Annotated in this window: 22 protein-coding genes and 1 pseudogene; 18 read left to right on the plus strand and 5 right to left on the minus strand. The window is 48.3% G+C overall.

Features of this window, described 5'->3' with window-relative positions; all coding sequences use genetic code 11:
* Positions 1-53: 53 nt before the first annotated feature.
* Positions 54-1,196, plus strand: coding sequence for an MGDG synthase family glycosyltransferase (locus tag AC0YNW_RS04925; protein ID WP_475830961.1), 1,143 nt, complete (start codon positions 54-56; stop codon positions 1,194-1,196).
* A 30-nt stretch (positions 1,197-1,226) separates the two neighbouring features.
* Here AC0YNW_RS04925 and AC0YNW_RS04930 read toward each other — a convergent pair whose 3' ends face one another.
* Positions 1,227-1,772 carry an AAA family ATPase gene (locus AC0YNW_RS04930; RefSeq protein WP_475830962.1) on the minus strand — a complete coding sequence of 182 codons (546 nt, stop codon included), beginning with the start codon at positions 1,770-1,772 and terminating at the stop codon, positions 1,227-1,229.
* A 311-nt stretch (positions 1,773-2,083) separates the two neighbouring features.
* Here AC0YNW_RS04930 and AC0YNW_RS04935 point away from each other — a divergent pair, with 311 nt between their 5' ends.
* The 4 genes from AC0YNW_RS04935 (at position 2,084) to fabI (ending at position 5,736) form a co-directional block, all read left to right on the plus strand.
* Positions 2,084-3,415: a protoglobin domain-containing protein gene (locus tag AC0YNW_RS04935; protein WP_475830963.1), complete on the plus strand. Its 1,332-nt coding sequence runs from the start codon at positions 2,084-2,086 to the stop codon at positions 3,413-3,415.
* Positions 3,416-3,586: 171 nt separating this feature from the next.
* Complete coding sequence (locus tag AC0YNW_RS04940) at positions 3,587-3,928, plus strand: DUF2512 family protein (protein ID WP_475830964.1); 342 nt, start codon at positions 3,587-3,589, stop codon at positions 3,926-3,928.
* 27 nt (positions 3,929-3,955) lie between these two features.
* Positions 3,956-4,810: a manganese catalase family protein gene (locus AC0YNW_RS04945; RefSeq protein WP_475830965.1), complete on the plus strand. Its 855-nt coding sequence runs from the start codon at positions 3,956-3,958 to the stop codon at positions 4,808-4,810.
* Positions 4,811-4,959: 149 nt separating this feature from the next.
* On the plus strand, positions 4,960-5,736 hold the full coding sequence (gene fabI, locus AC0YNW_RS04950) for an enoyl-ACP reductase FabI (protein WP_475830966.1): 777 nt from the start codon (positions 4,960-4,962) through the stop codon (positions 5,734-5,736).
* A gap of 89 nt (positions 5,737-5,825) precedes the next feature.
* Here fabI and pgsA read toward each other — a convergent pair whose 3' ends face one another.
* From pgsA to AC0YNW_RS04970, 4 genes are all read right to left on the minus strand, one after another.
* Complete coding sequence (gene pgsA / locus AC0YNW_RS04955; protein WP_475830967.1) at positions 5,826-6,413, minus strand: CDP-diacylglycerol--glycerol-3-phosphate 3-phosphatidyltransferase; 588 nt, start codon at positions 6,411-6,413, stop codon at positions 5,826-5,828.
* A 169-nt stretch (positions 6,414-6,582) separates the two neighbouring features.
* A complete protein-coding gene (locus AC0YNW_RS04960) occupies positions 6,583-6,918 on the minus strand; it encodes a helix-turn-helix domain-containing protein (RefSeq protein WP_475830968.1) in 336 nt (111 codons plus the stop codon).
* 11 nt (positions 6,919-6,929) lie between these two features.
* Entirely contained in the window at positions 6,930-7,190 is a 261-nt protein-coding gene (locus AC0YNW_RS04965; protein ID WP_475830969.1) for a helix-turn-helix domain-containing protein, read from the minus strand.
* A gap of 172 nt (positions 7,191-7,362) precedes the next feature.
* Positions 7,363-7,905, minus strand: a complete 543-nt coding sequence (locus tag AC0YNW_RS04970) for an RNA polymerase sigma factor (protein ID WP_475830970.1) — start codon at positions 7,903-7,905, stop codon at positions 7,363-7,365.
* A gap of 155 nt (positions 7,906-8,060) precedes the next feature.
* On the opposite strand from AC0YNW_RS04970, the gene AC0YNW_RS04975 reads away from it, so the two are divergent.
* From AC0YNW_RS04975 to AC0YNW_RS05035, 13 genes and pseudogenes are all read left to right on the plus strand, one after another.
* The gene (locus AC0YNW_RS04975; RefSeq protein ID WP_475830971.1) at positions 8,061-8,777 is read left to right on the plus strand and encodes a response regulator transcription factor; all 717 of its coding nucleotides are present in this window, start codon (positions 8,061-8,063) and stop codon (positions 8,775-8,777) included.
* Complete coding sequence (locus AC0YNW_RS04980; RefSeq protein WP_475830972.1) at positions 8,774-10,228, plus strand: sensor histidine kinase; 1,455 nt, start codon at positions 8,774-8,776, stop codon at positions 10,226-10,228. The genes AC0YNW_RS04975 and AC0YNW_RS04980 overlap by 4 nt, the downstream gene beginning before the upstream one ends.
* Positions 10,221-11,408 (plus strand): hypothetical protein, encoded by a 1,188-nt coding sequence (locus AC0YNW_RS04985; RefSeq protein WP_475830973.1) that lies wholly within the window; start codon positions 10,221-10,223, stop codon positions 11,406-11,408. Before AC0YNW_RS04980 ends, AC0YNW_RS04985 begins: the two co-directional genes overlap by 8 nt.
* 359 nt (positions 11,409-11,767) lie before the next feature.
* Positions 11,768-12,457, plus strand: a complete 690-nt coding sequence (locus AC0YNW_RS04990; protein WP_475830974.1) for an ABC transporter ATP-binding protein — start codon at positions 11,768-11,770, stop codon at positions 12,455-12,457.
* Positions 12,458-12,469: 12 nt separating this feature from the next.
* Positions 12,470-13,816, plus strand: a complete 1,347-nt coding sequence (locus AC0YNW_RS04995; RefSeq protein ID WP_475830975.1) for an ABC transporter permease — start codon at positions 12,470-12,472, stop codon at positions 13,814-13,816.
* Between the two features lie 43 nt (positions 13,817-13,859).
* The gene (locus AC0YNW_RS05000; RefSeq protein ID WP_475830976.1) at positions 13,860-14,945 is read left to right on the plus strand and encodes an efflux RND transporter periplasmic adaptor subunit; all 1,086 of its coding nucleotides are present in this window, start codon (positions 13,860-13,862) and stop codon (positions 14,943-14,945) included.
* 904 nt (positions 14,946-15,849) lie between these two features.
* On the plus strand, positions 15,850-16,134 hold the full coding sequence (locus AC0YNW_RS05005) for a hypothetical protein (protein WP_475830977.1): 285 nt from the start codon (positions 15,850-15,852) through the stop codon (positions 16,132-16,134).
* A 138-nt stretch (positions 16,135-16,272) separates the two neighbouring features.
* The gene (locus AC0YNW_RS05010; protein ID WP_475830978.1) at positions 16,273-16,710 is read left to right on the plus strand and encodes an RrF2 family transcriptional regulator; all 438 of its coding nucleotides are present in this window, start codon (positions 16,273-16,275) and stop codon (positions 16,708-16,710) included.
* Positions 16,711-16,922: 212 nt separating this feature from the next.
* Complete coding sequence (locus AC0YNW_RS05015; RefSeq protein WP_475830979.1) at positions 16,923-17,546, plus strand: FMN-dependent NADH-azoreductase; 624 nt, start codon at positions 16,923-16,925, stop codon at positions 17,544-17,546.
* A 432-nt stretch (positions 17,547-17,978) separates the two neighbouring features.
* Positions 17,979-19,088, plus strand: a complete 1,110-nt coding sequence (gene rsgA, locus AC0YNW_RS05020) for a ribosome small subunit-dependent GTPase A (RefSeq protein WP_475830980.1) — start codon at positions 17,979-17,981, stop codon at positions 19,086-19,088.
* Between the two features lie 145 nt (positions 19,089-19,233).
* Positions 19,234-19,368, plus strand: coding sequence for a hypothetical protein (locus AC0YNW_RS05025; protein WP_475830981.1), 135 nt, complete (start codon positions 19,234-19,236; stop codon positions 19,366-19,368).
* A gap of 12 nt (positions 19,369-19,380) precedes the next feature.
* A pseudogene (locus tag AC0YNW_RS05030) lies at positions 19,381-20,931 on the plus strand (sigma-70 family RNA polymerase sigma factor); the annotation flags it as partial.
* Positions 20,932-21,044: 113 nt separating this feature from the next.
* Complete coding sequence (locus tag AC0YNW_RS05035; RefSeq protein WP_475830982.1) at positions 21,045-21,548, plus strand: hypothetical protein; 504 nt, start codon at positions 21,045-21,047, stop codon at positions 21,546-21,548.
* The last annotated feature ends 7 nt before the right edge of the window (positions 21,549-21,555 follow it).

The raw sequence follows: 21,555 nt of genomic DNA on the forward strand, positions 1-21,555 counted from the left end.
AAGATGCGTCCGCGTTGGCAGCGTCTCATCTCACATTAGGAGGACGAATAATCATGAAACAAGAGAAAATATTGATTTTGTCCGGGACGTTGGGCGACGGGCATATGCAAGCGGCAAAAGCGATTGTAGAGGCATCGGAAATCTGCAAACCCGGCATGTCGGTTAAGGTCATCGATCTGATGGAATGGATTCATCCCCGGATGCATGTCATTGAACGTTATTGCTTTCTGCAAGGCGTGAAGCATCTTCCTTCGCTCTACGGATTCCTGTATCAAAAAACACGTGAGGCCAATCCGCTCACCGGATGGCTTAAGAAATTCCGCCAATCCAGCCTGCACCGGCTTCTGGAGCTGATCCAGCAGGAGCAGCCGACCGTGCTTGTCAGCACGTTCCCGCCTGCGTCCGCCGCGCTTTCTTTGATGAAGGAAAAAAGAATGACATCCTTGACCGCTGTGACGATCATTACGGATCACTCGGATCACAGCTACTGGATTCATCCTTATACGGACTTATATTTGGTCGGTTCGCAAGAGGTTGGCGAAGCGCTGCTGAAAAAGGATGTTCCGCTGCACAAAATCGTAGTAACGGGCATTCCGGTTCGTCCGTCCTATCATAAGTCCAGCTGCAAGAAGCAGCTGCGCGAGAAGCTGGGTCTGAAGCCTGATGCTTTTGTCGTCATGGTCATGGGCGGAGGCTTCGGGATGATTAAGGGGAGCTTTATCGAGCAGCTAAAATCCAATCAATTCCCATCTCATGTGCAGTTTGTGTTCGTATGCGGCCGGAATGTGAAGCTGCTGCATCGGATGAGCGAAGCGCTGCATGGGCGCGATAACGTCTTGCTGAAAGGCTATATCGACGGCATCCAGGATTGGATGGCTTGTGCGGACGTGCTTATTACAAAGCCGGGCGGCCTTACAACTTCCGAAGCGCAGGCGCTCCAGCTGCCAATGATGCTATTCGAATCGACGCTTGGCCAGGAGCAGGATAATGCCAATTATTTGACTCGCAAGGGCGTTGCGGTATGGTGTCAGGATGATCGTCTTCCGGAGCAGCTTCAGCAATTGATGAACAATCCTGCTTTGCTGCAAACGATGAGAGAGAAGGCGGGAAAAAGCAGGCAGCAGCATGCTGCGATGCTCGCTGTCAGGCAGATTATGAGCCTGTCTGCGCCTGCAATGAAGTATGGGTATGTCTGATGCTTTGATCAACATGGGGAAGTCCGGCAATTAGTGAGCTGTGTGATGCACCAAACCTTCTGGATTGACGCGATTCCATATCTCATCTACGGTCTGCTCAGGTGTCAGCTTAGACGTATCCAGCCAAAGCCCCAGCTTGGGCGTGTCCTGTTGAAGGAGACGATTCAATCCTGCTACGGTCCAGATGCCGTAACCTTTTTTGCCTCGCTGCGCTTCTCTTCGGGCAAGCTCTTCTTCATCCGGCGCCAGCACGATTAGGTAGACCGGACGGCTCTTGATGCGGGAGATAAATGGCATGAGCGCAGGTCCAACGATGACGTCCTGGACGACAACCGCAAATCCCGCCTCGTAGTAGCCGTCAGCGGCTGACGCTGTCAGACGATACCTCAGGTCCAGCTGCCTGAGCGCCTCATCCGACGGCTCGGGAAGCATCTCCTCCCGGCCCTTCACAATCATTCTTCTAAAGGTATCTCCGCGCAAATGAACGGCTCGTTCCAGACGGCGGGCAAGCAGCTCGGCTACGGTCGACTTTCCGCTTGCCATGGCTCCTGTGACGATATAAATGCCCCTTTCCATATCTGTGTCCTCCTTCATTCCATGATTACGGCCCCGGTGGGATTACCGCTCACATTCTTATTTTTCTAATGTACAATACATCCAGTAAAAGGAAGTGCCAAACAGAATTGGGGACATCTGATGGGATGCCTTCTTTTCAGGCTGCACGCGGCATGAGAAGTTCTTTAAATCTTCATAGTTTTTTGATTGGATGCTGAACAATGTCCAAAAAAATCCACTACAATGAGAGTGGTGCTATCATAGTGTGATTAAAGCTGCGCCACGCCCGTTTCTGTTACATACAACACTTTTGAGCATAGGAGCAGGAAACAATGAAAAAATGCCCGTTCTCGGCTATATCAAGCCAACTGATGGGGAATAAGAAGTCGTTCGAGCTGCCGGAATGGCAAGAGACGGAAGTGCTGAGGACGGCGACAATTGATATTGACGATCCGGTTATTCTGAAGCAGCTAGAAATGATTGAATTAACATTGGATGACATTCGGCTTGCCCAGTCGTTACAAACCTTGATTGCCAAGCATATCGATACGATTGTAGCTGCGTTCTATCGTACGATTACGAATGTGGATCAGTTGAAAAAAATCATTGTGGAGAATAGCACGATCGAGCGTCTCCAATTGACGCTGAAAGCTCATTTGATTGAGATGTTCAGCGGTCATATTGACGAGGATTTCCTGATGAAAAGGCAGCGCGTTGCCAGTGTTCACTACCGGATTGGACTGGAGCCGAAGTGGTATATGGGCGCTTTTCAAAACTTGCAGGATACGCTCCTGAATTTGGTGTATCGTCATATCGAGAATCGGGACGAGCTTATGCGCATAAGCACGGTCATTACGAAAATTCTTAATTTCGAGCAGCAAATTGTGCTGGAAGCTTATGAGAAGGAGAATTTGCGTCAAAGAGGGCTCCAGTATGAGCGGGTTAAAGCGGAATTAAAGCATAAAATTACGATTGTAAGCGAGGATATGACAGTTATTGCGGAGCAGACGAGGACATCAGTGCAGCATTTGATTGCCAGCAGCAGCGAGGTGAATGGCTCCGTTCAACGCGGAGCGGAAGCGTCCAGACATACGCAGGCGCTTGCAGCGGAAGGCCAATCCAAGCTTACGGGATTGGAGAATCGCATCGCATCCATACTGCAGCGGACAAGCTCGATAGAAGATGTGGTGAAGCAATTGAACCATTCTGTGCAGGATATCGGTCATGTCGTAAATCTGGTACAGGATATTGCGGTACAGACGAATCTGCTGGCGCTCAACTCTGCCATTGAGGCGGCAAGGGCGGGCGAGCACGGCCGAGGATTTGCGGTTGTCGCCCAAGAAGTGAGAAAGCTGTCGGATCAGACGAAGCATTCCGTCAGCCAGATCCATACATACATCATGCAAACCCGTGATTATTCGGAGAAAGTGGCGGCTTCAATCGCTGACGTTCACCGCATCGTGCAGGAGAGTAAATCGGAATCCGAAGCGACTGAGGTTTCTTTTCAGCATATTGTACAGTCCATGTCGAGCAGTCTCGACAATGTTGAGATGGTTGAGAAGGGGATGCAGGCGCTAGTTCAGTCGATTGAAGAGATTGGACAGGCTACCGATAAGGTAGTCAATTCGGCGGAATCCCTGCATCAAGCGGCACAGCTGGCGTAAGTGCGGGTTGGGTCATTGGATAGATGAGTTATCAATAAGTTCAATCGCAAGAAGCTGCTTCCACAGGGCTTCTTTTTTTGCTGATCAGAAATTTGGATTAAAGTCAAGGATTGGAGGAACGCTATACACGTACATTTTGGGGAGAAATAGAGCGAAAGGAGTATGAAAACTTTGCTGAAATTTTTATTGAAATGGCTTGTAAATGGAGCCATTGTGGTAGCGTTGCTGCTTTATTATTCCGAAGCGTCGTTTTGGGGAGCGGTATTGGCTGCAACAGGACTAACGGTAATGGCTTATGTCATAGGCGACCAGCTGCTGCTTCGCTTAACCAATAACTTATTCGCTACGATTGCAGATTTTCTGTTAGCTGCTGTCTATCTTTATGTGATATCCGACATGTTCAATTGGACGTTAAGCATGGGTGAAATTGTGACCATCTCGTTGATTCTAGGAATCGCTGAATGGTTCTTTCATCGTTACGTGTTTAATGAAGAGCTTGAGGTTCCTGCCTAATTATCCGCAAAAAAAGGAGCGTTGTACGTGTATTATTACAAAGAGGAATTGATCAATATTATTGAACCGGATCAGCCTGATCCGGCAGCAGCCAAAGTATTGCAGGAGACATTAGGCGGACAGTTCGGCGAGATGCGCACCATGATGCAGTATTTTTTCCAAAGCTCCAATTTTCGAGGCAAAGAAAAGCAGTTCCGTGATTTATTAAGAGGTGTATTTCTGGAAGAAATCGCTCATGTGGAGCTGGTGCAAAACACGATTAATCAGCTGTTAAACGGCGCAGGCGATTCTGCTCCCGGAAATGCTGGCGTAGATGGCGCTCCCATCGATGAGGCAATCAAGCACGCCAACCCGCATCACTTTATTATGGGTGCGCAAAGCTCGCTGCCTGTCGACGCAGGCGGGAATCCATGGAACGGGTCATGGGTGTACAGTCACGGGAATTTGATTAGCGATATGCTGAACAATGTTGTGCTTGAATCAACCGGTGTTCTTCAGAAGACAAGGATTTATGAGATGAGCTCCAACAAAACATTCCGTGAAACGCTTGGTTTTCTGATTGTAAGAGATAATGCGCATCAGAATGCATTCGCCAAAGCGCTGGAAACGCTAGGAGTGGAGTGGGGGAAATTGTTCCCGGTTCCGAATTACGATATTAATAAATATCCGGAATGTCGGAAGTACGTTGATTTGGGCTATCACAATGTCCAATTCAATTTCAGATTAGACCAAACTCGCATAGCAGAAGTATTCCAGGGTCAAACACCTAGCCGCAATGGCGGACAACTGGCAGTGACTCCACCTCCAGCAGGATTCCCTGTACCACAAATGCCTGACATGCCTAATGAACATAGTCCGGGATTAGTTGATATGCACCGATAATTGTTTGAAGCGGAGACCCGTTGCCCAGTGGCAGCGGGTTTTTGTCATGATCAATCAAAATTGACACATGAACCAAAAACCATTACGATAAAATTAGTACTAGGTACTAAAAAGTTCTGATCAGTGTGGATCAGAGGAGGTACAGGAAAATGCAAGGACTAATGAATGGAAAGACCATTGTTGTGATGGGTGTGGCGAATAATCGCAGCTTGGCTTGGGGTGTGGCAAAGGCGTTGCATACGCAAGGCGCCAAGCTCATCTTCACGTATAGGAAGGAACGCTCCTTCTTGAAGCTGCAGGAGCTGCTGCAGGAGAACGGAATAGAGCCGCTTATGTGCGTATCTTGCGATGCGAATGATGATCTGAGCATCGAGGGCGCGTTCAGGGAAATAAAAGAGAAGACCGGAGTTATTCACGGGCTTGTTCATTCCATCGCCTTTGCGGACAAGGAGGACTTGAAGGGCGGCTATATTGATACGACGCGTGAGGGCTATACGCTGGCTCAGCATTCCAGTTCTTATTCGCTGGTGGCAATAGCAAGAGCGGCAAGCCCAATCATGACAGAAGGCGGAAGCATCGTCACCCAATCCTATATCGGCGCTGAGCGCGTCGTCAAAAACTATAACGTTATGGGTGTCGCCAAAGCGGCGCTGGAAGCCAGCGTCAGATATTTGGCGGAGGATCTGGGGAAACTCGGAATTCGGGTCAATACGATATCGGCTGGGCCGATTCGCACCTTGTCTGCGAAGGGCGTATCCGGCTTCAACGACATTATGACAACGATCGAGGAGAAAGCGCCGCTTAGACGCAATGTCGACCAGGACGAAGTAGGGGACGCGACGCTGTTCCTGCTTAGCGATCTGGCGCGCGGCATTACCGGAGAAGTGCTGCATGTCGACGCTGGTTATCATATTATGGGGATGTAGCGCGAGCTGCCTCCCTTTTTTTCTCTTGTTTACTGCGATACAGATTGGGAGGCGGTGCGGGTGATGTGTGAAAGCATTATTTCGCAAGCCTAACCATTTAACTGCAGTTTATTGAAGTTGTTTTTGAAGTAGTTGTATCCGGAATATGCGGTCATAGCTACAGCAGCTACCATTAGCATGTAATCAATCGAAACATGGGTGAGATAGGAAAACGGGTAATTACCTAACAAGACAGCGGTAATGGCAGCCACCTGAAGCGTTAATTTCACTTTACCATGTTTGTCAGCGGCAAGGGCTATTCCCTTTGCGGCGGCAAGAATTCGAATACCCGACACCATAACTTCCCGGCCAATAATGACGATTGCAATCCACGATGGAATCATGCTCAGCTCGACCATCATGACCAATGCTGCGGATACGAGCAGCTTGTCAGCGAGCGGGTCCAGCAGCTTGCCGAAATTCGTGATCTGATTATATTTGCGTGCAATATAGCCATCTAGCTTGTCTGTTGCAGACGCTATCAGGAATAGAGCAACTGCCCAGTATAAGCCATATTGATTCATATGGTTCAGAAAGCCAAATTGCTCTGTCATCCATGCCGGATACTGTTGCAATGCCAGTATAAAGAGCGGAATCATTCCGATCCTTATCATCGTAATTTTATTGGCCAGGTTCATATGCGCACCTCCGAATAAGGTAATATTGCGATATCTAAATATTACCATGAACGAGAGGGAGCTGCACGTCCATTTCATCCTTAAACTTTTGAATATAGGTAAAGCTACGGCTGTTGCATGAGCGGAATGCCTGAAAAGTCGGCTAGCGGCGATCGAATCATTTATTTGCTTAATATGAAAATGTTGACAATTCATGCTGATCGACCTCGGATAACTCTTCAGGTGCCTTCGTGCGCCCTCTGCCGTCTCGCAATGCGTTCTCGCCATCTGCTTCGTACTTCTTTACCCATCCGTAAACTTGCTGATAAGAAACGTGATATTTCTCTACTGCTTTTTGATAGTTTCGATTTTGCGATATGCAATACATGACAATGTCCATTCGTTCTTCCCAAGTCGTTGTCCGTCCCTTTGTCATAGCGGCTCCGCCCCCGTTCTTATACGGCCTTAGACCGCTATGACTATTATACTTCTTAATCCAGTTTCGGAGCTGAGTACGGCTTGCCATACGGTACTTCCTTATGATTTCATTCTGTGAGTACTTCCAGATAGATAATCTTGAACAGCCTGAAGTTTAAGTTCCACTGAGTAGCTCTTATTCTCTGCACGCCATGCTAATCCTTCGAATCCGTACAGTTCATAACGACGTCGCCATTCCTTCAACGTACTGACGTTAATGTTATATTTACAAGCGATCTCATTTCGTGATCCCCGTCCTGCTTCATACTCCTTCAGAATGGCTAATTTCTCTTCCCCGCAGTACTCATTTATTTGAGACATGAAAAACCCCCCCTTGATAAACAGGTTTTTATTATTTCACCTGTCTACCTAAAGGGGAGCATAACAGAATTAAATAATGAAGGTGGCCTTTCATAATCTGGTTTAGTTATCCGTATCCATTAAGCAATGTGAGGGAGTCAATTCTTTCTATTCATACACATCTCAGCGCTGCTCAACGATGGGATGCTTGATCGGCTGATGCAGCCTGTCGATTCGCCAACCCCATGCGGCTCCTGTACCAGCCGCTATGACAACGAATACGCTTAACCGCGTGAAATAGCGACATGCGCACCAAACTCTCGCTCTTGTTTACCAAGGTGGCGGTCTCTTTGATCGAGTAGCCATGAAGCAACCGCAGCTCCAATATTTGGCGATGTGCGCGGTTAGCCACCAGCGAAACGATTTCCTCAATCCCCTCGAGCACTTCCAACTCGTACACATCGTTGTGCTGAACTTTGAGCTCAGCCTGCTGTAGTTTCACCTTGCAGCGCATTCCCTCGCGCAGCGAATCAATCGCCAGATTGCGGGCGATTACGCGTAAGTAAAGAAACAATTTTTCCTCCGGCACGCTGTTAGCCGTTTTAAGCAGTCGAATGTAACACTCTTGAGCCAGATCTTCGGCATCATGGAGATTTTCAGTGATTTTGACTAGATATCGGGTAATATCTGTTTTATAGTTGGCATATGCGTCTCGAAATACATTCTCGTCCAACATTGCTGGCTTACACCTCTTTGAGATATCAGTTCTATTCGACAGCATTTATGTGCAACTCCAATTAATTGTATCCGAAATTTGTATCGATCGTAGTGTCACTTGTATCATAGATGTAACATGTTTACTGACTTGGCTATTTGGGAGAGTGACGGGAATTGAGACCGAAACAATTGCTTATTATTGAAGACGAGGACGCCATCCGAGATCTATTGAATTATTCATTGGCTAAGGAGGGGTTCATCATAAGATGCGCCGCCACTGGCGCTGAAGGGCTGAAGGCTGCGGAAGTGGAGCGCCCCGATCTGGTGCTGCTCGACTTGATGCTGCCTGACGTCAGTGGCTTTGATCTGTGCCGCAGGCTGTCCGCCGAACGGAAGATTCCGATCATTATGATTACAGCCAAGTCGGAAATGGTCGACAAGGTGCTGGGTATGGAATTGGGAGCTGACGATTATATTACAAAGCCGTTTGATATTCGGGAGGTAATCGCCCGGATTCGTGCGATTTTCCGACGTATTGAGCAGATTAGCCAGAGCATGGTGAGCCATTCCGGGAAGGTGCTGCATCTGGGTGCACATGTTGAGATTCGCAAGGACGAACGGGAGGTGTGGAGCCGTGGCGTGAAAGTCGAACTGACCAACAAAGAATTCGAACTGCTGCTGTACCTGTCTGAACACAGCCGTAAAGTGTTCACCCGCAGCGAACTGCTGGACAAGGTGTGGGGGTTCGAATTTCCAGGCGATACACGTACGGTCGATCTTCATGTGCAGCGTATCCGCAAAAAGCTGGATGCCGGCTCGGGCGCTGCAGGCTCTGTGATCGAGACGGTATTCGGAGTCGGTTACCGACTTGATGCCGAGGTACGACTGTGAAATGGACGATCCAGTTCAAGCTGGTGTCGATCTTCTCGGCAATCGTGTTTGTCGGCCTCTCCACTCTGCTTATTATCTCTTATAATGTAGCGGAGCAAAATATGCATCGCATGATTCACGATAACATGCTAGATGTCAAGAAGAACCTGGACATCGCCATCAATCAGTATTTTTTAGTGCGCAACAAACGGATAAGCGAAGCTTCGCTTGATGCCGAGAAGAATCGGCTGGCTCGGGAGGTCGGTTCGGTGGTCGACGGCAGTCTCGTTTTCTACAGCCCGGACGGCAAACCGCTTAGCAGCACCGCAAGAGCAATGCCTGCTGATGCACTCGACTTGAACGCTGCAATGAACAGCCAGATCGCGTACAAGACCTCAATAAAGAACAAACGCGTGGTGGTGACGCTCTCCTTTCCATTGGAAACAGGTGGTAGTATCCTCGGCATCGTCAGATACCAGAAGGAATATACACACCTCTATCTGCGCAATTTACGGTTTCAGGAGACGATCAAAGGATTCGCCGCAGCAATATTCGTCTTCATTACCATCGCATCGGCAATTATGGCGCGCGCGCTTACACAACCGATCCGACAGCTCACCAGGCGTTCTGCCGAGGTTGCACAAGGCAATCTGAATGTCGTAATCGATCCTTCCACCAGAGATGAGATTGGCGAACTGGCTGTCAGCTTCAAGGTGATGATGGATCGAATTCGAGCGCAGATTGATGTAATCGAGCGGGAACGTGATGAGGTGAGGTACGTTCAGATTCGCAGCAAGGCATTCTTCGACAATGTGACACACGAGTTGAAGACGCCACTCACAACGATTTTGGGATATGCGCAGATTGTGAAAGACAACGGATTTAACGATCCGGCTTTTTTCAATAAAGGTCTGGAGCATATTATAAAGGAGAGCAATCGGCTTAACCGGCTTGTCGTTGATATTTTGGAGTTGTCGACTGCAGCGCCTCCCGAATATACATACCGCATGGATATCGTCGATCTAGCCGACGTGGTTCGAGAGGCATGTGAGGATATGCTGGTAAAAGGGGCTAAATACAACATCTCCATCAATTACGAGTTGCAGGATATGCTCATTATGCAAGGGGACAGAGACAAACTGAAGGAGGTACTGCTAAATCTGCTCGACAATTCGATCAAATACGGCCATGTCGACTCGGTCATCACCGTCACCGCTTGCCGCATTGCCGGAGAATACATCCTGTCAGTCGTCGATCGGGGCGAGGGCATTGCGCCGGAGGCACTGGAGCATGTGTTCGAACCATTCTACCGAAGCGATGACGGGGTACGTAATGAGAAGGGCAGCTCAGGGTTGGGCTTGTCGATTGTGCAGAGCATTGTCAAGCAGCACGGCGGGACGATCAGCATGAACAGCCGCTTGAAGGAAGGATCTACAGTTACCGTTCGCTTCCCGGAGGTGCGTCATGAATAGTCCCGTACGTTCACGGTTGTGCCGCAGCCAGCGTGATCTGTTGCTGCTTGGCTTTATTCTGCTCATATTTGTCGGCGGCATTTACGGCATCGGCGACCTGTACCAACAAGGCAAGGATGGCTCGCAATTAACTACCATCTCCAAAGAGGAAGTGGAAAATCGGCTGCAGGCAATGCCGAACAATACGTTTCGGATTGATTCGGTCGTTCGGCTGTATCTCGATTACCCGGTGTACGCCTTCGATGTAGCGGATGAGCGCACCGTCATTTTGAATCGCCCTTCCAGCGCGTTCAGCGGAATCAAGTTGTCCAGGCTGCAGGTGGAGGACAACGAACTGGCGGATATTGCGGACAATGTGGAATTTGGTGTTGTGCTGTCGCCGGATCGCAATCAATTACTCTATACCCAGTATGACAAGGATTCGGATAACCAGCATAATTACATGTACCAGTTGAAGGATAAACATATCATTGAAACGCACCATTTTCCCAACGAGCCTCTTGTATATGCCGGGAAAAATCAACTTATAGGCTTCGACGGCAACAACTTTACATTATTTGAGACAAACGGCAGCTCGTCTGCCGCCTTGCAGCAGACGTATGGTTATGATGAGATGGTAAGTATGATCGCAGACATCAGCGAGCAAATCTCGCCGGATGAAATCTTCATTATGATTGATATGACAGCAGTCGACCCGGAAGGATCGTCGCAGAGCGGATTCTATGTATTGGCTCAGGTTGGCGAGCGCTCTGGCATCTATCGTTTTCATGTCAGCGGCGACGAGAAGCAGGTGGAAGAGATCATCGTCAGCACCTATCTGCAGCAGTTTAACCTTTACGGTGACACAAGTATGCTGTTGCAAGGTACCATCGACGACACAACCGGCCTGTATAGCTTTAACCTGGAAGACCGCTCCTATAAGCTACTGAAGGAAGGAGACATCTGGAATTACGCCATCGACGATGGCTACTCTCGCATCGCTTACTTGACAGGGAAGGATAACCGGAATAATGAGCTTCATGTCGCTTACCTTGAGGACGGAGTGCTCGTCTCCGACACGGTTATTTATCGCAATATCGACAATCTGTTCATGCTTTCCTGGTATGACAAATATCTGTTCGCTACCAGCTACGCCATTAACCAGACCGAATTGTACCGTTTCACCTTGAGCGGCTGGTAACCACATGTTGCAAGTACCAAAAATCCAGGGTACGTCTTCACCTTCACCATTCACGCTTGTCAGGGAGTTGATACTTCCGACAAGCGTTTTTTTGTCTGCTACGTCATTCAATCAATAACATAGCCTGTCAATAAAAAAAGCAGCCTCCCTTTCATATGTTACAAATTGGATACAACCTTGTCAGCAACCGATACATCTGGCTCGTATAATTAAGACAGAATTTAACTCTTGGGCCGGTGCGCCGGACCCTAATGTTTCGCTATCGTCGGTATTCTCGCCATATGTACATTCCCTTGGATTGTCCAGAAATCTCTATCTGTACGATATCGCTTTATTTTATTCAGAAAGGAATGATGTTAATGCTGCAAGTTGAACAGGTGTCGCATTCGTTTCGCAATGCAGACGGTGTAATTCCTGTACTAAAGGATATCAATTTAACGGTAAGCGCAGGCGAGATGGTGGCACTTCTCGGCAGTTCCGGCTCCGGCAAGTCAACGCTGCTTCATTTGATGGCTGGATTCATGAAGCCGGACACCGGCAGCATTCGAATCGCCGGACAAGATATTGTCAAGCTGAGCGAGAATCGGCTCGCCGAGTACCGACGCCTCCATATCGGATACATTTTCCAATCCTATGAGCTAATTCCAAACCTGACGATACGTGAAAATGTAGAACTGCCTTTGTTGTTCCATCGCGTCTCCCCGTCTAAACGCAAGCAGAAGGCAATGGAACTGTTGGCGCAGGTAGGGTTGACCGACAAATCCGGCCTGTTTCCATCCCAGTTGTCCGGCGGACAGCAGCAGCGGGTCAGCATCGCGCGCGCTCTCATAACAGAGCCGTCCGTCATCTTCGCCGATGAGCCGACGGGCAATCTGGATACAAGCACTGAGGAAGAAGTATTGGCTATACTGCATCGGCTGAACACTGATCTGAGAACCACTTTTATCATCGTAACGCACGAAGCAGAGGTTGCGGCGCAAATGGGTCGCACGATTACGCTGCAGCAGGGGCATCTGGTGGACAATCGCCAATCCCCGATTGCAATGTGAGGAGGAAGCAGCTTGAGACCGAATGACTTGCTGCGGATGGCTTGGGGACAAATTAGCCGAAGAAAGGTTGTTACGCTGTTATGCATGATCGGTCTGTCCGTCGGTTGCGCTGCGATCATCCTGGCGATCAGCATCAGCAGTTCAGCGCAGGCACAGAGCATCGCCGAGATGAACCGGACTTACAAAATGGATGAGATTACTGTATCGGCCAAAACAGTAGGAGGCAGTAACTCCGGCTCTGCATTCGACCGCGGCGCAATGACGATGCAGAAGCTGGATGTCATTAAACGGCTGCCGCATGTGACAGCCGTCCTGCCGCAAGTGAATGTGCCACTGTTGGAGATGTACACTATGGAGGACAAAAGCGTCGATGTACAAGTCATCGGCACCGATCTGACGATGCTCTCCCGGTTCGGCTACGCGTTTGCCGAAGGTGGCGTGTCCACGATGCCGGATACAGTCGTTGCGAACTATGGCGCTTCCTTCGGTTTAATGGATCCGAAGACGAAAAAGGACTTGATTGAAAAGCTTTCTTCCGATCCCTACAATGACGAGATTTACATGAAGTATGATGAGTTAGGGCGTAAACATACCGAACTGTTTCAACAGCAAATTCATTTTCGTCAGACCATGAATATCAACAACGCCAATGTCGTCAAATCCAGCTTGCCGCTGCGCATTCGAGGCGTTCTACAGGTCAAGGACGGCAGCAGCGAGGAATACTCCATCTATGACAAACAGCTCTATGTCTCACTGGACACGGCAATACTGCTCAAGGAGCGGTTCGGCGAAAACAGCGGTACCGTCGCAAAGCTCAAGCTTGACTCGTTGACAGTCAAGGTGGAAGACAAGCGTTATGTTGCACAGGTAGAGAGTTTGATCGGCAAGTTGTATTTGAATACACAGAGCAACCTGTTTCAAGAGAAAGTCATTCAAGAGAAGTTTGCCACTTTCAAGAAGACAACGCTCGGCATCGGCATTTTCATCCTGATGCTCGCTTCGCTTTCAATTTTCGTCGCGATGACGATGTCCACGCATCAACGTCGTAGGCAAATTGGCGTCATGAAAATATTGGGAGCCAATCTGTGGCAGATTCGCCAGCTATTCGTGGGGGAGGCGGCAGTACTGGGGCTGATGGGCGGCATTGCCGGAATTGCGATTGCCTATCTCGCCGTAGCGGGACTGAACCGGGCGGTCGCAACGGGATTACTGACGCTGAATGTGATGGAAGTCAGCATATCGCTGTCCGTGTTGCCGGTCGGTATTGGATTTGCGCTTCTGACAGGTATTTTCACCGGCATCTATCCAGCCATCAGCGCCTCTCGAACCAATGCGCTTGAGGTCATCAAGAACGGCTAGACATAAAGGACAATGGACAAATCACATTGAGAGGATCAAAGTTATGAAGAAATGGATTACATGGATTGCAGTTGCAGTTGTTATGTTGGGCGCAGGCTATCTTATTTATGAAAAAAATAATACGTCAATAGAAATTATAGAATCCGAACCAGAACCTTCCATAATCTTTGAGACTACCCAGGAGACGTTGGCCGAGAATCTGACAGTGAAGGGCAAGGCCGCTTATACTGAGGAGATCGATGTGTTCGCGCCGCTGTCAGTAAATGTGCAGAGTTGGAATGTCAAGCATGGGCAGCGGGTCAAGAAAGGGGAGGTGCTGATGTCGCTAGACACGAAGGCGTTGATGAAAGAAATAAAAAATCTGGAGGCTGATATTAAGAAATCCCGCATAGAAGCGAATTTGCAGCAGATCAACCTGCAGCAGTCCGTGGAAACCGAAGCCGTCGGCAACATGACAACAGGCGAGGAACGGAAAAAAGCATTTGTCGAAAGAGAGAGCAAGAAGCTGACTGAAAAACTGAATGAGGAAGTGCTGGCGCTGCGTGAAGAAGAATTGAAGGACAAGAGGGCTATGCTGGCGAAGGCTACTGTCTACGCCCCGACCACTGGCGTATTCCTGTTCACCGATACGAATCCGAAGACGCGTGCGCTGACCGAGGGGCAACTGTTCGGCAAGATCGTCAACACCGAGAAGCTGCAGTTCGTCACAAACGTATCGGAGCAGGACATTTTTAAGATCAAGGAGGGCATGCAGGTTCAAGTCAACATGAGCGGACAAAAAGACAAAACATCTACAGGCGCGATCACTCAGCTCTCCCTGTTCCCCAAGCAAGCCTCAACCACAGATGGCTCTCAAGCCTCGCAATTTGAGGTTGTGATTGAACTGGAATCCAGAGATTGGCTCATTGGCGGTCTGACACTGGAGGGACAGATTGAGACGCAGCGCAAGGAGAATGCGGTCGTTGTACCGACTCTGGCCGTCATGCGAGATCAGGAGCAGCCGTATGTGATGATAAACGACAGCACCGGCCAACCTGAGCGGCGTATTATTAAGACCGGGCTGGAAATTGACGACAAGACAGAGGTGTTGATGGGACTTCGCGCCGGGGAGACCGTTGTTTTGCCATAAACACGTAGTACTCCGTATTACTGGCTTCCAAATAGATTGTCCACGCGTCTTCATTTGGGTATCGGAGACAACGTCGATGGAGGACGCTGAGTGGCTCTTTGGGACACCGGGATGTATCATGGCATGGTGATGGAAGCGGCCAGGCTGGATCTATCGTTATAGATTCGATGCGGCTGTTTTTAATATGTAATGCTAGATCAGGCTACTTCACTTCAACGAAAACGGCTTGACCGCAGACGGTTGAACGGAACATGTCAACAAATTGCGCGAGTCCTCGTATATGCCGGGATCGACATTCGGATTACTCTTTCATTGAATGCTGCTGAAGTAGGCAGTGCTGCCATCAACCGTATTCGAATGATGAATGCCATTCGGAGTTCAAACCGCCAAACTAGGGTACAAACGGTAGACAAGGACGGGAATGTACGTTATGCCGCTGACCAAACAGCTTGGCCTGATCCTCCATCTTCCGCATCGAATTCTTTTGGATTTCAAACGCTTTCGAGACGATTTTTGGAGCAAAGGCTTCCCGTTCCTTTCGGGTAGGCAGTTGCGATTATACCTTGCGAAGTGTCACATTTGAGTGGTACTTGGATGTGGTTCCCCAAAAGTTAGACGCTATAATGCTATACTTAGGCGACTTCTAGGGCATGGCTCCGGTACTGTACCTGAGTCATATCCTTTAGTTTTTCTTTATCTACTTATGATTGTAGTAATTGATATAGTGATCTTGCAGCAATAGTGGAGGTGAAAAGTTCATAAAAGATCCTAGATAATCTTGCTGACTATCAACATGTGGATCCTTTTATCTTCAAAAGTGGTACAGTTACAATTGACTTTCCAAAATTATATGATTTCAATGAATTTATAAGAGATATTATTCATCGATTATAGGAGGGCTGCGATGTTATTGCTCAGAGCAGAGATTCTATTTGATGAGTCTGCGCTCTCTCACAATGTTAGTACTAAAGTTATTAATAGACCTGGAATAAACTTTGGCAATGGTATGATTTTTTCTGGTACAATCACTCCAATTGTTAATACTGGTGAGTATATAAGAGGGGGATTGTATATGGTGAATTTAGAAATGCCTACTCTAGAGAATGAGGCATATCAATGTATATCTCACCTTGTTGCAGTAGGTAATACCTTTACTATACAAACTGGAGCGAAAGAAATAGGGAGTTAATTGCTAATATCATCACATCATTCAAAAATATCATGAAGAAGTGATTATTAGTAATATCAATCATTTCATTATATAATAGGCATTAAGAACTAATGGCATGCTATCAGGTGCATTAGCGTGACAAAGGAGCGTAGGAGAATGAGTATTACGAACCGCGGGATCCATATCGGACCGCCACGATTCAAGATAGCCGTTCATGCGGTCATTTGGCTTGCCAAGAGCGGTGGGGTGTTATCCAGCGCTAGAATTGCATGCCAGGTCAAGTCGCATGCGACCTTCATGCGCCGAGTGCTGCAGTCGCTTGCCACTGCTGGTATTGTAGAGTCCAAAGGTGGACGAGAGGGCGGTTATGCTCTGCTCAAATGCCCGAACGAGATTACGCTCGGTGATATATATTACGCCGTTAATCGGGAAGCCTCGGAGACCGAATTGGAGATGCAATGCGGCGATGCGGGGGAGCAGCTGGATATGGAGCTGGAAAAAATCCTGTTCGAAACCGAACAACATACCATCAATTACTTGCGAAAATATACTATTGAAGATGTAGCCAAACGAATTGATCATTGCACGCTTTGAGAAGCGCATTTGCCCCGCGGCAGATGCGTTTTTTTTCATTCCAGGGGAAATTGTGATGAAAATGTGACGAAAACCCTATTAATAACTATAGAATAGCTACTTTCCTTAAATTAGTGTGCTTTATCTAGTTGCAATTAGAAAAATGATGTTTTATAATGTGCTTTGGATAGGCACATTATAAAGATGAACTTAGGATGAAGGAGCAAATAACCATGGCAAACGTTCTTTTTATTAAAGCTAACAACCGCCCGAGCGAGCAAGCGGTAAGCGTGAAGATGTACGATACATTCCTGAAAGCTTACAAGGAGGCTAATCCTTCCGATACGGTTTCCGAGCTGGATCTATTCCAGGAGCATCTACCATACTACGGCAACGAGGCGATTACAGGAACGTTCAAGCAAAACCAAGGCTTCGACTTGACGCCTAGCGAGCAAGCGGCAGCAGAGACAGCGAACCGTCTTCTGGAGCAGTTCCTGGCAGTGGACAAAGTCGTAATTGCATTCCCGCTTTGGAACTATGTTGCTCCTGCACCATTGACCAGCTACATGTCGTACATTGCGCAAGCAGGCAAAACATTCAAGTATACGGCAGAAGGTCCGGTTGGACTTGTCGGCGACAAAAAAGTAGCATTGCTGAATGCTCGCGGCGGCGTATACTCTTCCGGTCCAATGGCTGAGGTGGAGTCCGCTGTTAGACCGCTTCTAGGTGCTTTCGGATTGTTCGGCATTAAACCTGAAGTGGTCGTAATTGAAGGCCATAATCAATTCCAGGACAAAACGGCTGAAATTATCGCAGACGGATTGGCTGAAACAGCTAAGGTTGCGGCATCGTTCTAATTTTGCCTGAACGTACGGACTTCTTTATGCACTCATACACTCAAGATCAAAAAACCGCGATTATCGCGGTTTTTTTGTTGTCCTTTGGTAAAGAATAACTATAGCTATGTTGTTGTTAGACATCTGCGGGCTGCAGACCTATAATAAAAATCAACGAAACACGAGGAGGCTGTTAGATATGAGAAACATGAACATGACAATCGTTCGCTCCAGAAACTCAATATGCTTCGGCCCCTACAGATCTATGCATTCTATTAGCTAAAAAAGACCGTCGTTTGTTGCTCGTATCCATCATGAGCAATGGATTTAACTTATCTTTAAGCTAACAGCCGCAGGAGAGCCGAAATTAGGCTACTGCGGTTTTTTTGATGCTGCCGCAGGAGTATTCCTGCGGTTTTTTCGTGTTTATTTTTAACTAAAAGGAGAAATGAAATGACTACTCAACTTACAGATTATTTGCAAGTATTCGGATGGAATGAACAATGGAGCAATAAAAGCGCCGCCTGCTCCGAAAAGCTCGAAAATACAGCTCCAGCAAGGGTTATCGCCCAATATTCACATGCCTACAAGGTAATCACATCAACTGGTGAACGACTGGCGAATGTATCCGGCCGATTCGAATTTCAAGCAACGGGCAAAGGAGATTTCCCTGCTGTAGGCGACTGGGTTATGGCCGATATGCTGGATGAATCTCCGCCTCGGGCTGTGATTCAAGCTGTCTTGCCCAGACAGTCGTCGATGGCGCGCAAGGTTGCCGGATCGATCCCGGATGAGCAAATTATTGGTGCCAACATGGACTATTTGTTCATTACATTAGCTATGAATGGCGACTTTAATGTACGCAAGCTGGAACGGTATCTGATTGCCGCTTGGGAGAGCGGAGCAACGCCTGTTGTCCTGCTTACGAAGTCGGATCTGTGCGATAATCCCGAGCGGTATATAACAGAGGTGGAGGATGTTGCTCCGGGCGTAGCTGTGCATATGGTTAGTGCTTTGGAGGATCAAGGGAAGGACGCGCTACTGAGCTATTTGAAGCCCGGCAAGACGGTTGCTGTAACGGGTTCCTCGGGAGTCGGCAAGTCGACGCTTCTGAACTGGCTGGCGGAGGATGAATGGCAATCGACTTCAGGCATTCGGGAAAGCGATGCAAGAGGCAGACATACGACGACACACCGCGAGCTGTTCCTGCTTCCAAGCGGCGCGTTGATGATGGATACGCCGGGTATGCGGGAGCTTCAGCTTTGGGATTCCGAGGAAGGCTGGCAGCAAGCTTTTTCAGATATTGAAGACTTGGCTGGCCAATGCCGATTCCGGGACTGTAAGCATGAGGGGGAAGCGGGCTGTGCAGTTCAGGCAGCCATTCGCAGCGGCGAATTGGATGGCGACAGATACAGCAATTACAAGAAAACGGAACGCGAGCTGGCAAGACTAGCCCGGAAGGAGAATTCCACGCTGCGGCAGCGGGACAGGAAGCAATCGGCGTCGAAAACTTCCCGATCGCGCGGCCATAACCGGAGCATGATGGAGGATTGGGGGGACTGATTTCCATTCGAAATGACTCGAAAATAGAGGATTTTTGGAAGAAAAAGACGAATAAGGTTATTTAATCGCTTGGTTATGTCCAATTGTTTGCTTTCATGGCATCAATCAGATAGATCACCAAATCTTGATGAGGAGTGGCCTGACCATGAAGGAAATTATAATCGGAGCGTCCTTCCATTCAGAAGACGACGAAAGCGAGCTAATCGAGCGGGCGCAGAACGGCGACCAGGATGCCTTCAGCGAACTGGTTCGCCGCCATCGAGCGAAAGCCCATAATTAGGCGAAGAGTCTTGCTCAGGATCCGTATCTTGCGGAGGATATTGTACAGGAAGCGCTAATGAAAGCTTTTGTACATCTCGGGACGTTAGTAGATGTCACTCGTTTTCTTCCCTGGCTTCACCGCATTGTGCGCAACCAGGCGATGATGAAGCTGCGGCGAGGCGGACCGTATCGTCATGAGCAGCCCTTCACGAGCCTGGCAAAGCGCTCCTCTTCCAACCAAGTGGACTGGGAAGATGTGGAGAGCATCATGACTTACATGATGAGCGTCAGAATACAGGAGACGGAGTCTGCCTCTAACCCGGAGGAGCAAATCGTCCGCCAGGAGACCATGGAGACGATTCTGAATCTTTTTACCTGTCTTAAGCCGCGGGAACGCGGTATATTCGAAGCGTATTTCTTCCGACAGCTCTCCCCGCAGGAGATTGCGGCTTTGTTCGATATGACCATGAGCAGTGTCTACAAATCGATTGCAAGAACACGGCAGAAGCTTCAGCAAGAGCGTATTCGCGTGTACATACAGGAGCATTTGATCAGGCGAAGAGCCGAGAAAGCCACTTCCTCTAAAATACTTGGACGACCGAATATTTACACTCAGCGGATAGGGGACAGTCATTTTCTTGGTGCGAGACCGTCGGTTACGTATTGCTTATGGGGAATGCTGCAGTATACAAATCAAAAGAACCTGTCGCTTGCGGAAGTGAATGCGTTGACGGGTCAAGCGTTCAGCCTCCATATTATTAAAGAAACCGTACATATCGGAGGTCCGTTCACACTTGTTGGTGAACCATCATTTCTTCAACTGCTTACGAACTTAGGTTTTGAGTTTAAAGTGCTGACTTATCTTCCGGCGCAGCCGAATACCGTTACGGATGTCATTCAAACGGCACAAAGATCGATTGATCGCGGACTTCCGGTTATGGTTTGGGATCTGTTTCATGCGGAATATGGCATGGTTTATGGCTACGATGATCATGAGCAGAAGCTGACTGCGCTCGATAAGCTTCAGGAAGGCGAAGTGCCATATGAGCAAATCGGCAAAGGTAAAACATCGGAGATCGGACTTATCGCCATTCAAGAGGAGCGTCCTGTCGATCGTAAATCCGCGCTGTTGCGTCTGCTGGATGCCGTTCTTGAGCATGGGTATTCGGAGGAATCACGTAATTCGGGCGATGGCGCGCTTGTGCGCGGGTTTGCCGCCTATGATGCATGGATGAAGGCTTTTCGTGGAGACCGGATTGTCCCGTTCTTCAATGCCTACAACGCAGTGGTATACGCAGAGCTTCGCGGCTTCGCCAGGGATTTTCTTCAGGGTCTGTTGGATGAGCCGGATTTTGAACAGGACCGTGAGTTGTTAGAGAGTGCGTGGACTTGCTACAGGTTAACGGCCCATGCGCTGAATGAGCTATCTAACTTATTCCCATTCCCGATGGGCGGTGATCCGAAGAACGAGCAGGCAGTCCAGAAAGCCATCTCCTTGCTCCAACAAGCCAAGGAAGCGGAGCAGGATGGGTTCATCGTATTAGCGAAATGGCGGGATCGGTTGCAAATGCTGATGTACTGATTCATGGTGTTTTTTCAAACGCGTTTCTTCTAATGAGCTGTCCGATCATATACAATAGAGTTAATTGTTGGATCTGTTTAATTATTTCAACTTTAATAGGAGATAGGGGGAAGATGATGAAGATCGTGTCCAGGCTGGCGATGCTGCTCCTAGTTCTTATCACAAGTGTGGGATGTGTCGCCTCTAACTCTTCCAGTGATAGTGTGAAAATTAAAGCGGAATTAGCACCTATTAATGAGGACGCTTTCCTGGCGGACAGCATGCATCAGGACTTGGATGGCGACGGGGAACTGGAGCAGATTCGTATGTACATTGATCCGGCTCCTGTCGAGGACCAGAGTAAGCCGGGCCAATACTTGTGGAATGAACGCCATCATTGGCAGCTGATCGTTAAGCGCGGCGACGATACCTATTTTTTATACAACAATTATTTGAGCGGCAAGCTTAAGTTTTGGATAGAGAACCGCGGCTCCCATAAAGCCATAGTATTGTTGGAGGAAGGCAAGGAGCTGCGCATGGATAGCTTTACATTAAATAATGAGAAAATGTTTGAAAGAAGAATGGATTATCATCAATATGATTCTGTACTCGTGAAGAGCTCCACCACATTCAAATAAATTGTTC

The sequence above is a fragment of the Paenibacillus sp. J31R120 genome (assembly GCF_056269225.1).

What these genes read in the sequence shown, in the direction of transcription:
- AC0YNW_RS04925 (WP_475830961.1), top strand. Translation starts at nt 54, where the DNA reads ATGAAACAAGAGAAAATATTGATTTTGTCCGGGACGTTGGGCGACGGG.
- AC0YNW_RS04930 (WP_475830962.1), bottom strand. Translation starts at nt 1,772, where the DNA reads ATGGAAAGGGGCATTTATATCGTCACAGGAGCCATGGCAAGCGGAAAG.
- AC0YNW_RS04935 (WP_475830963.1), top strand. Translation starts at nt 2,084, where the DNA reads ATGAAAAAATGCCCGTTCTCGGCTATATCAAGCCAACTGATGGGGAAT.
- fabI (WP_475830966.1), top strand. Translation starts at nt 4,960, where the DNA reads ATGCAAGGACTAATGAATGGAAAGACCATTGTTGTGATGGGTGTGGCG.
- pgsA (WP_475830967.1), bottom strand. Translation starts at nt 6,413, where the DNA reads ATGAACCTGGCCAATAAAATTACGATGATAAGGATCGGAATGATTCCG.
- AC0YNW_RS04960 (WP_475830968.1), bottom strand. Translation starts at nt 6,918, where the DNA reads ATGGCAAGCCGTACTCAGCTCCGAAACTGGATTAAGAAGTATAATAGT.
- AC0YNW_RS04965 (WP_475830969.1), bottom strand. Translation starts at nt 7,190, where the DNA reads ATGTCTCAAATAAATGAGTACTGCGGGGAAGAGAAATTAGCCATTCTG.
- AC0YNW_RS04970 (WP_475830970.1), bottom strand. Translation starts at nt 7,905, where the DNA reads ATGTTGGACGAGAATGTATTTCGAGACGCATATGCCAACTATAAAACA.
- AC0YNW_RS04985 (WP_475830973.1), top strand. Translation starts at nt 10,221, where the DNA reads ATGAATAGTCCCGTACGTTCACGGTTGTGCCGCAGCCAGCGTGATCTG.
- AC0YNW_RS04990 (WP_475830974.1), top strand. Translation starts at nt 11,768, where the DNA reads ATGCTGCAAGTTGAACAGGTGTCGCATTCGTTTCGCAATGCAGACGGT.
- AC0YNW_RS05000 (WP_475830976.1), top strand. Translation starts at nt 13,860, where the DNA reads ATGAAGAAATGGATTACATGGATTGCAGTTGCAGTTGTTATGTTGGGC.
- AC0YNW_RS05005 (WP_475830977.1), top strand. Translation starts at nt 15,850, where the DNA reads ATGTTATTGCTCAGAGCAGAGATTCTATTTGATGAGTCTGCGCTCTCT.
- AC0YNW_RS05010 (WP_475830978.1), top strand. Translation starts at nt 16,273, where the DNA reads ATGAGTATTACGAACCGCGGGATCCATATCGGACCGCCACGATTCAAG.
- AC0YNW_RS05015 (WP_475830979.1), top strand. Translation starts at nt 16,923, where the DNA reads ATGGCAAACGTTCTTTTTATTAAAGCTAACAACCGCCCGAGCGAGCAA.
- rsgA (WP_475830980.1), top strand. Translation starts at nt 17,979, where the DNA reads ATGACTACTCAACTTACAGATTATTTGCAAGTATTCGGATGGAATGAA.
- AC0YNW_RS05025 (WP_475830981.1), top strand. Translation starts at nt 19,234, where the DNA reads ATGAAGGAAATTATAATCGGAGCGTCCTTCCATTCAGAAGACGACGAA.
- AC0YNW_RS05035 (WP_475830982.1), top strand. Translation starts at nt 21,045, where the DNA reads ATGATGAAGATCGTGTCCAGGCTGGCGATGCTGCTCCTAGTTCTTATC.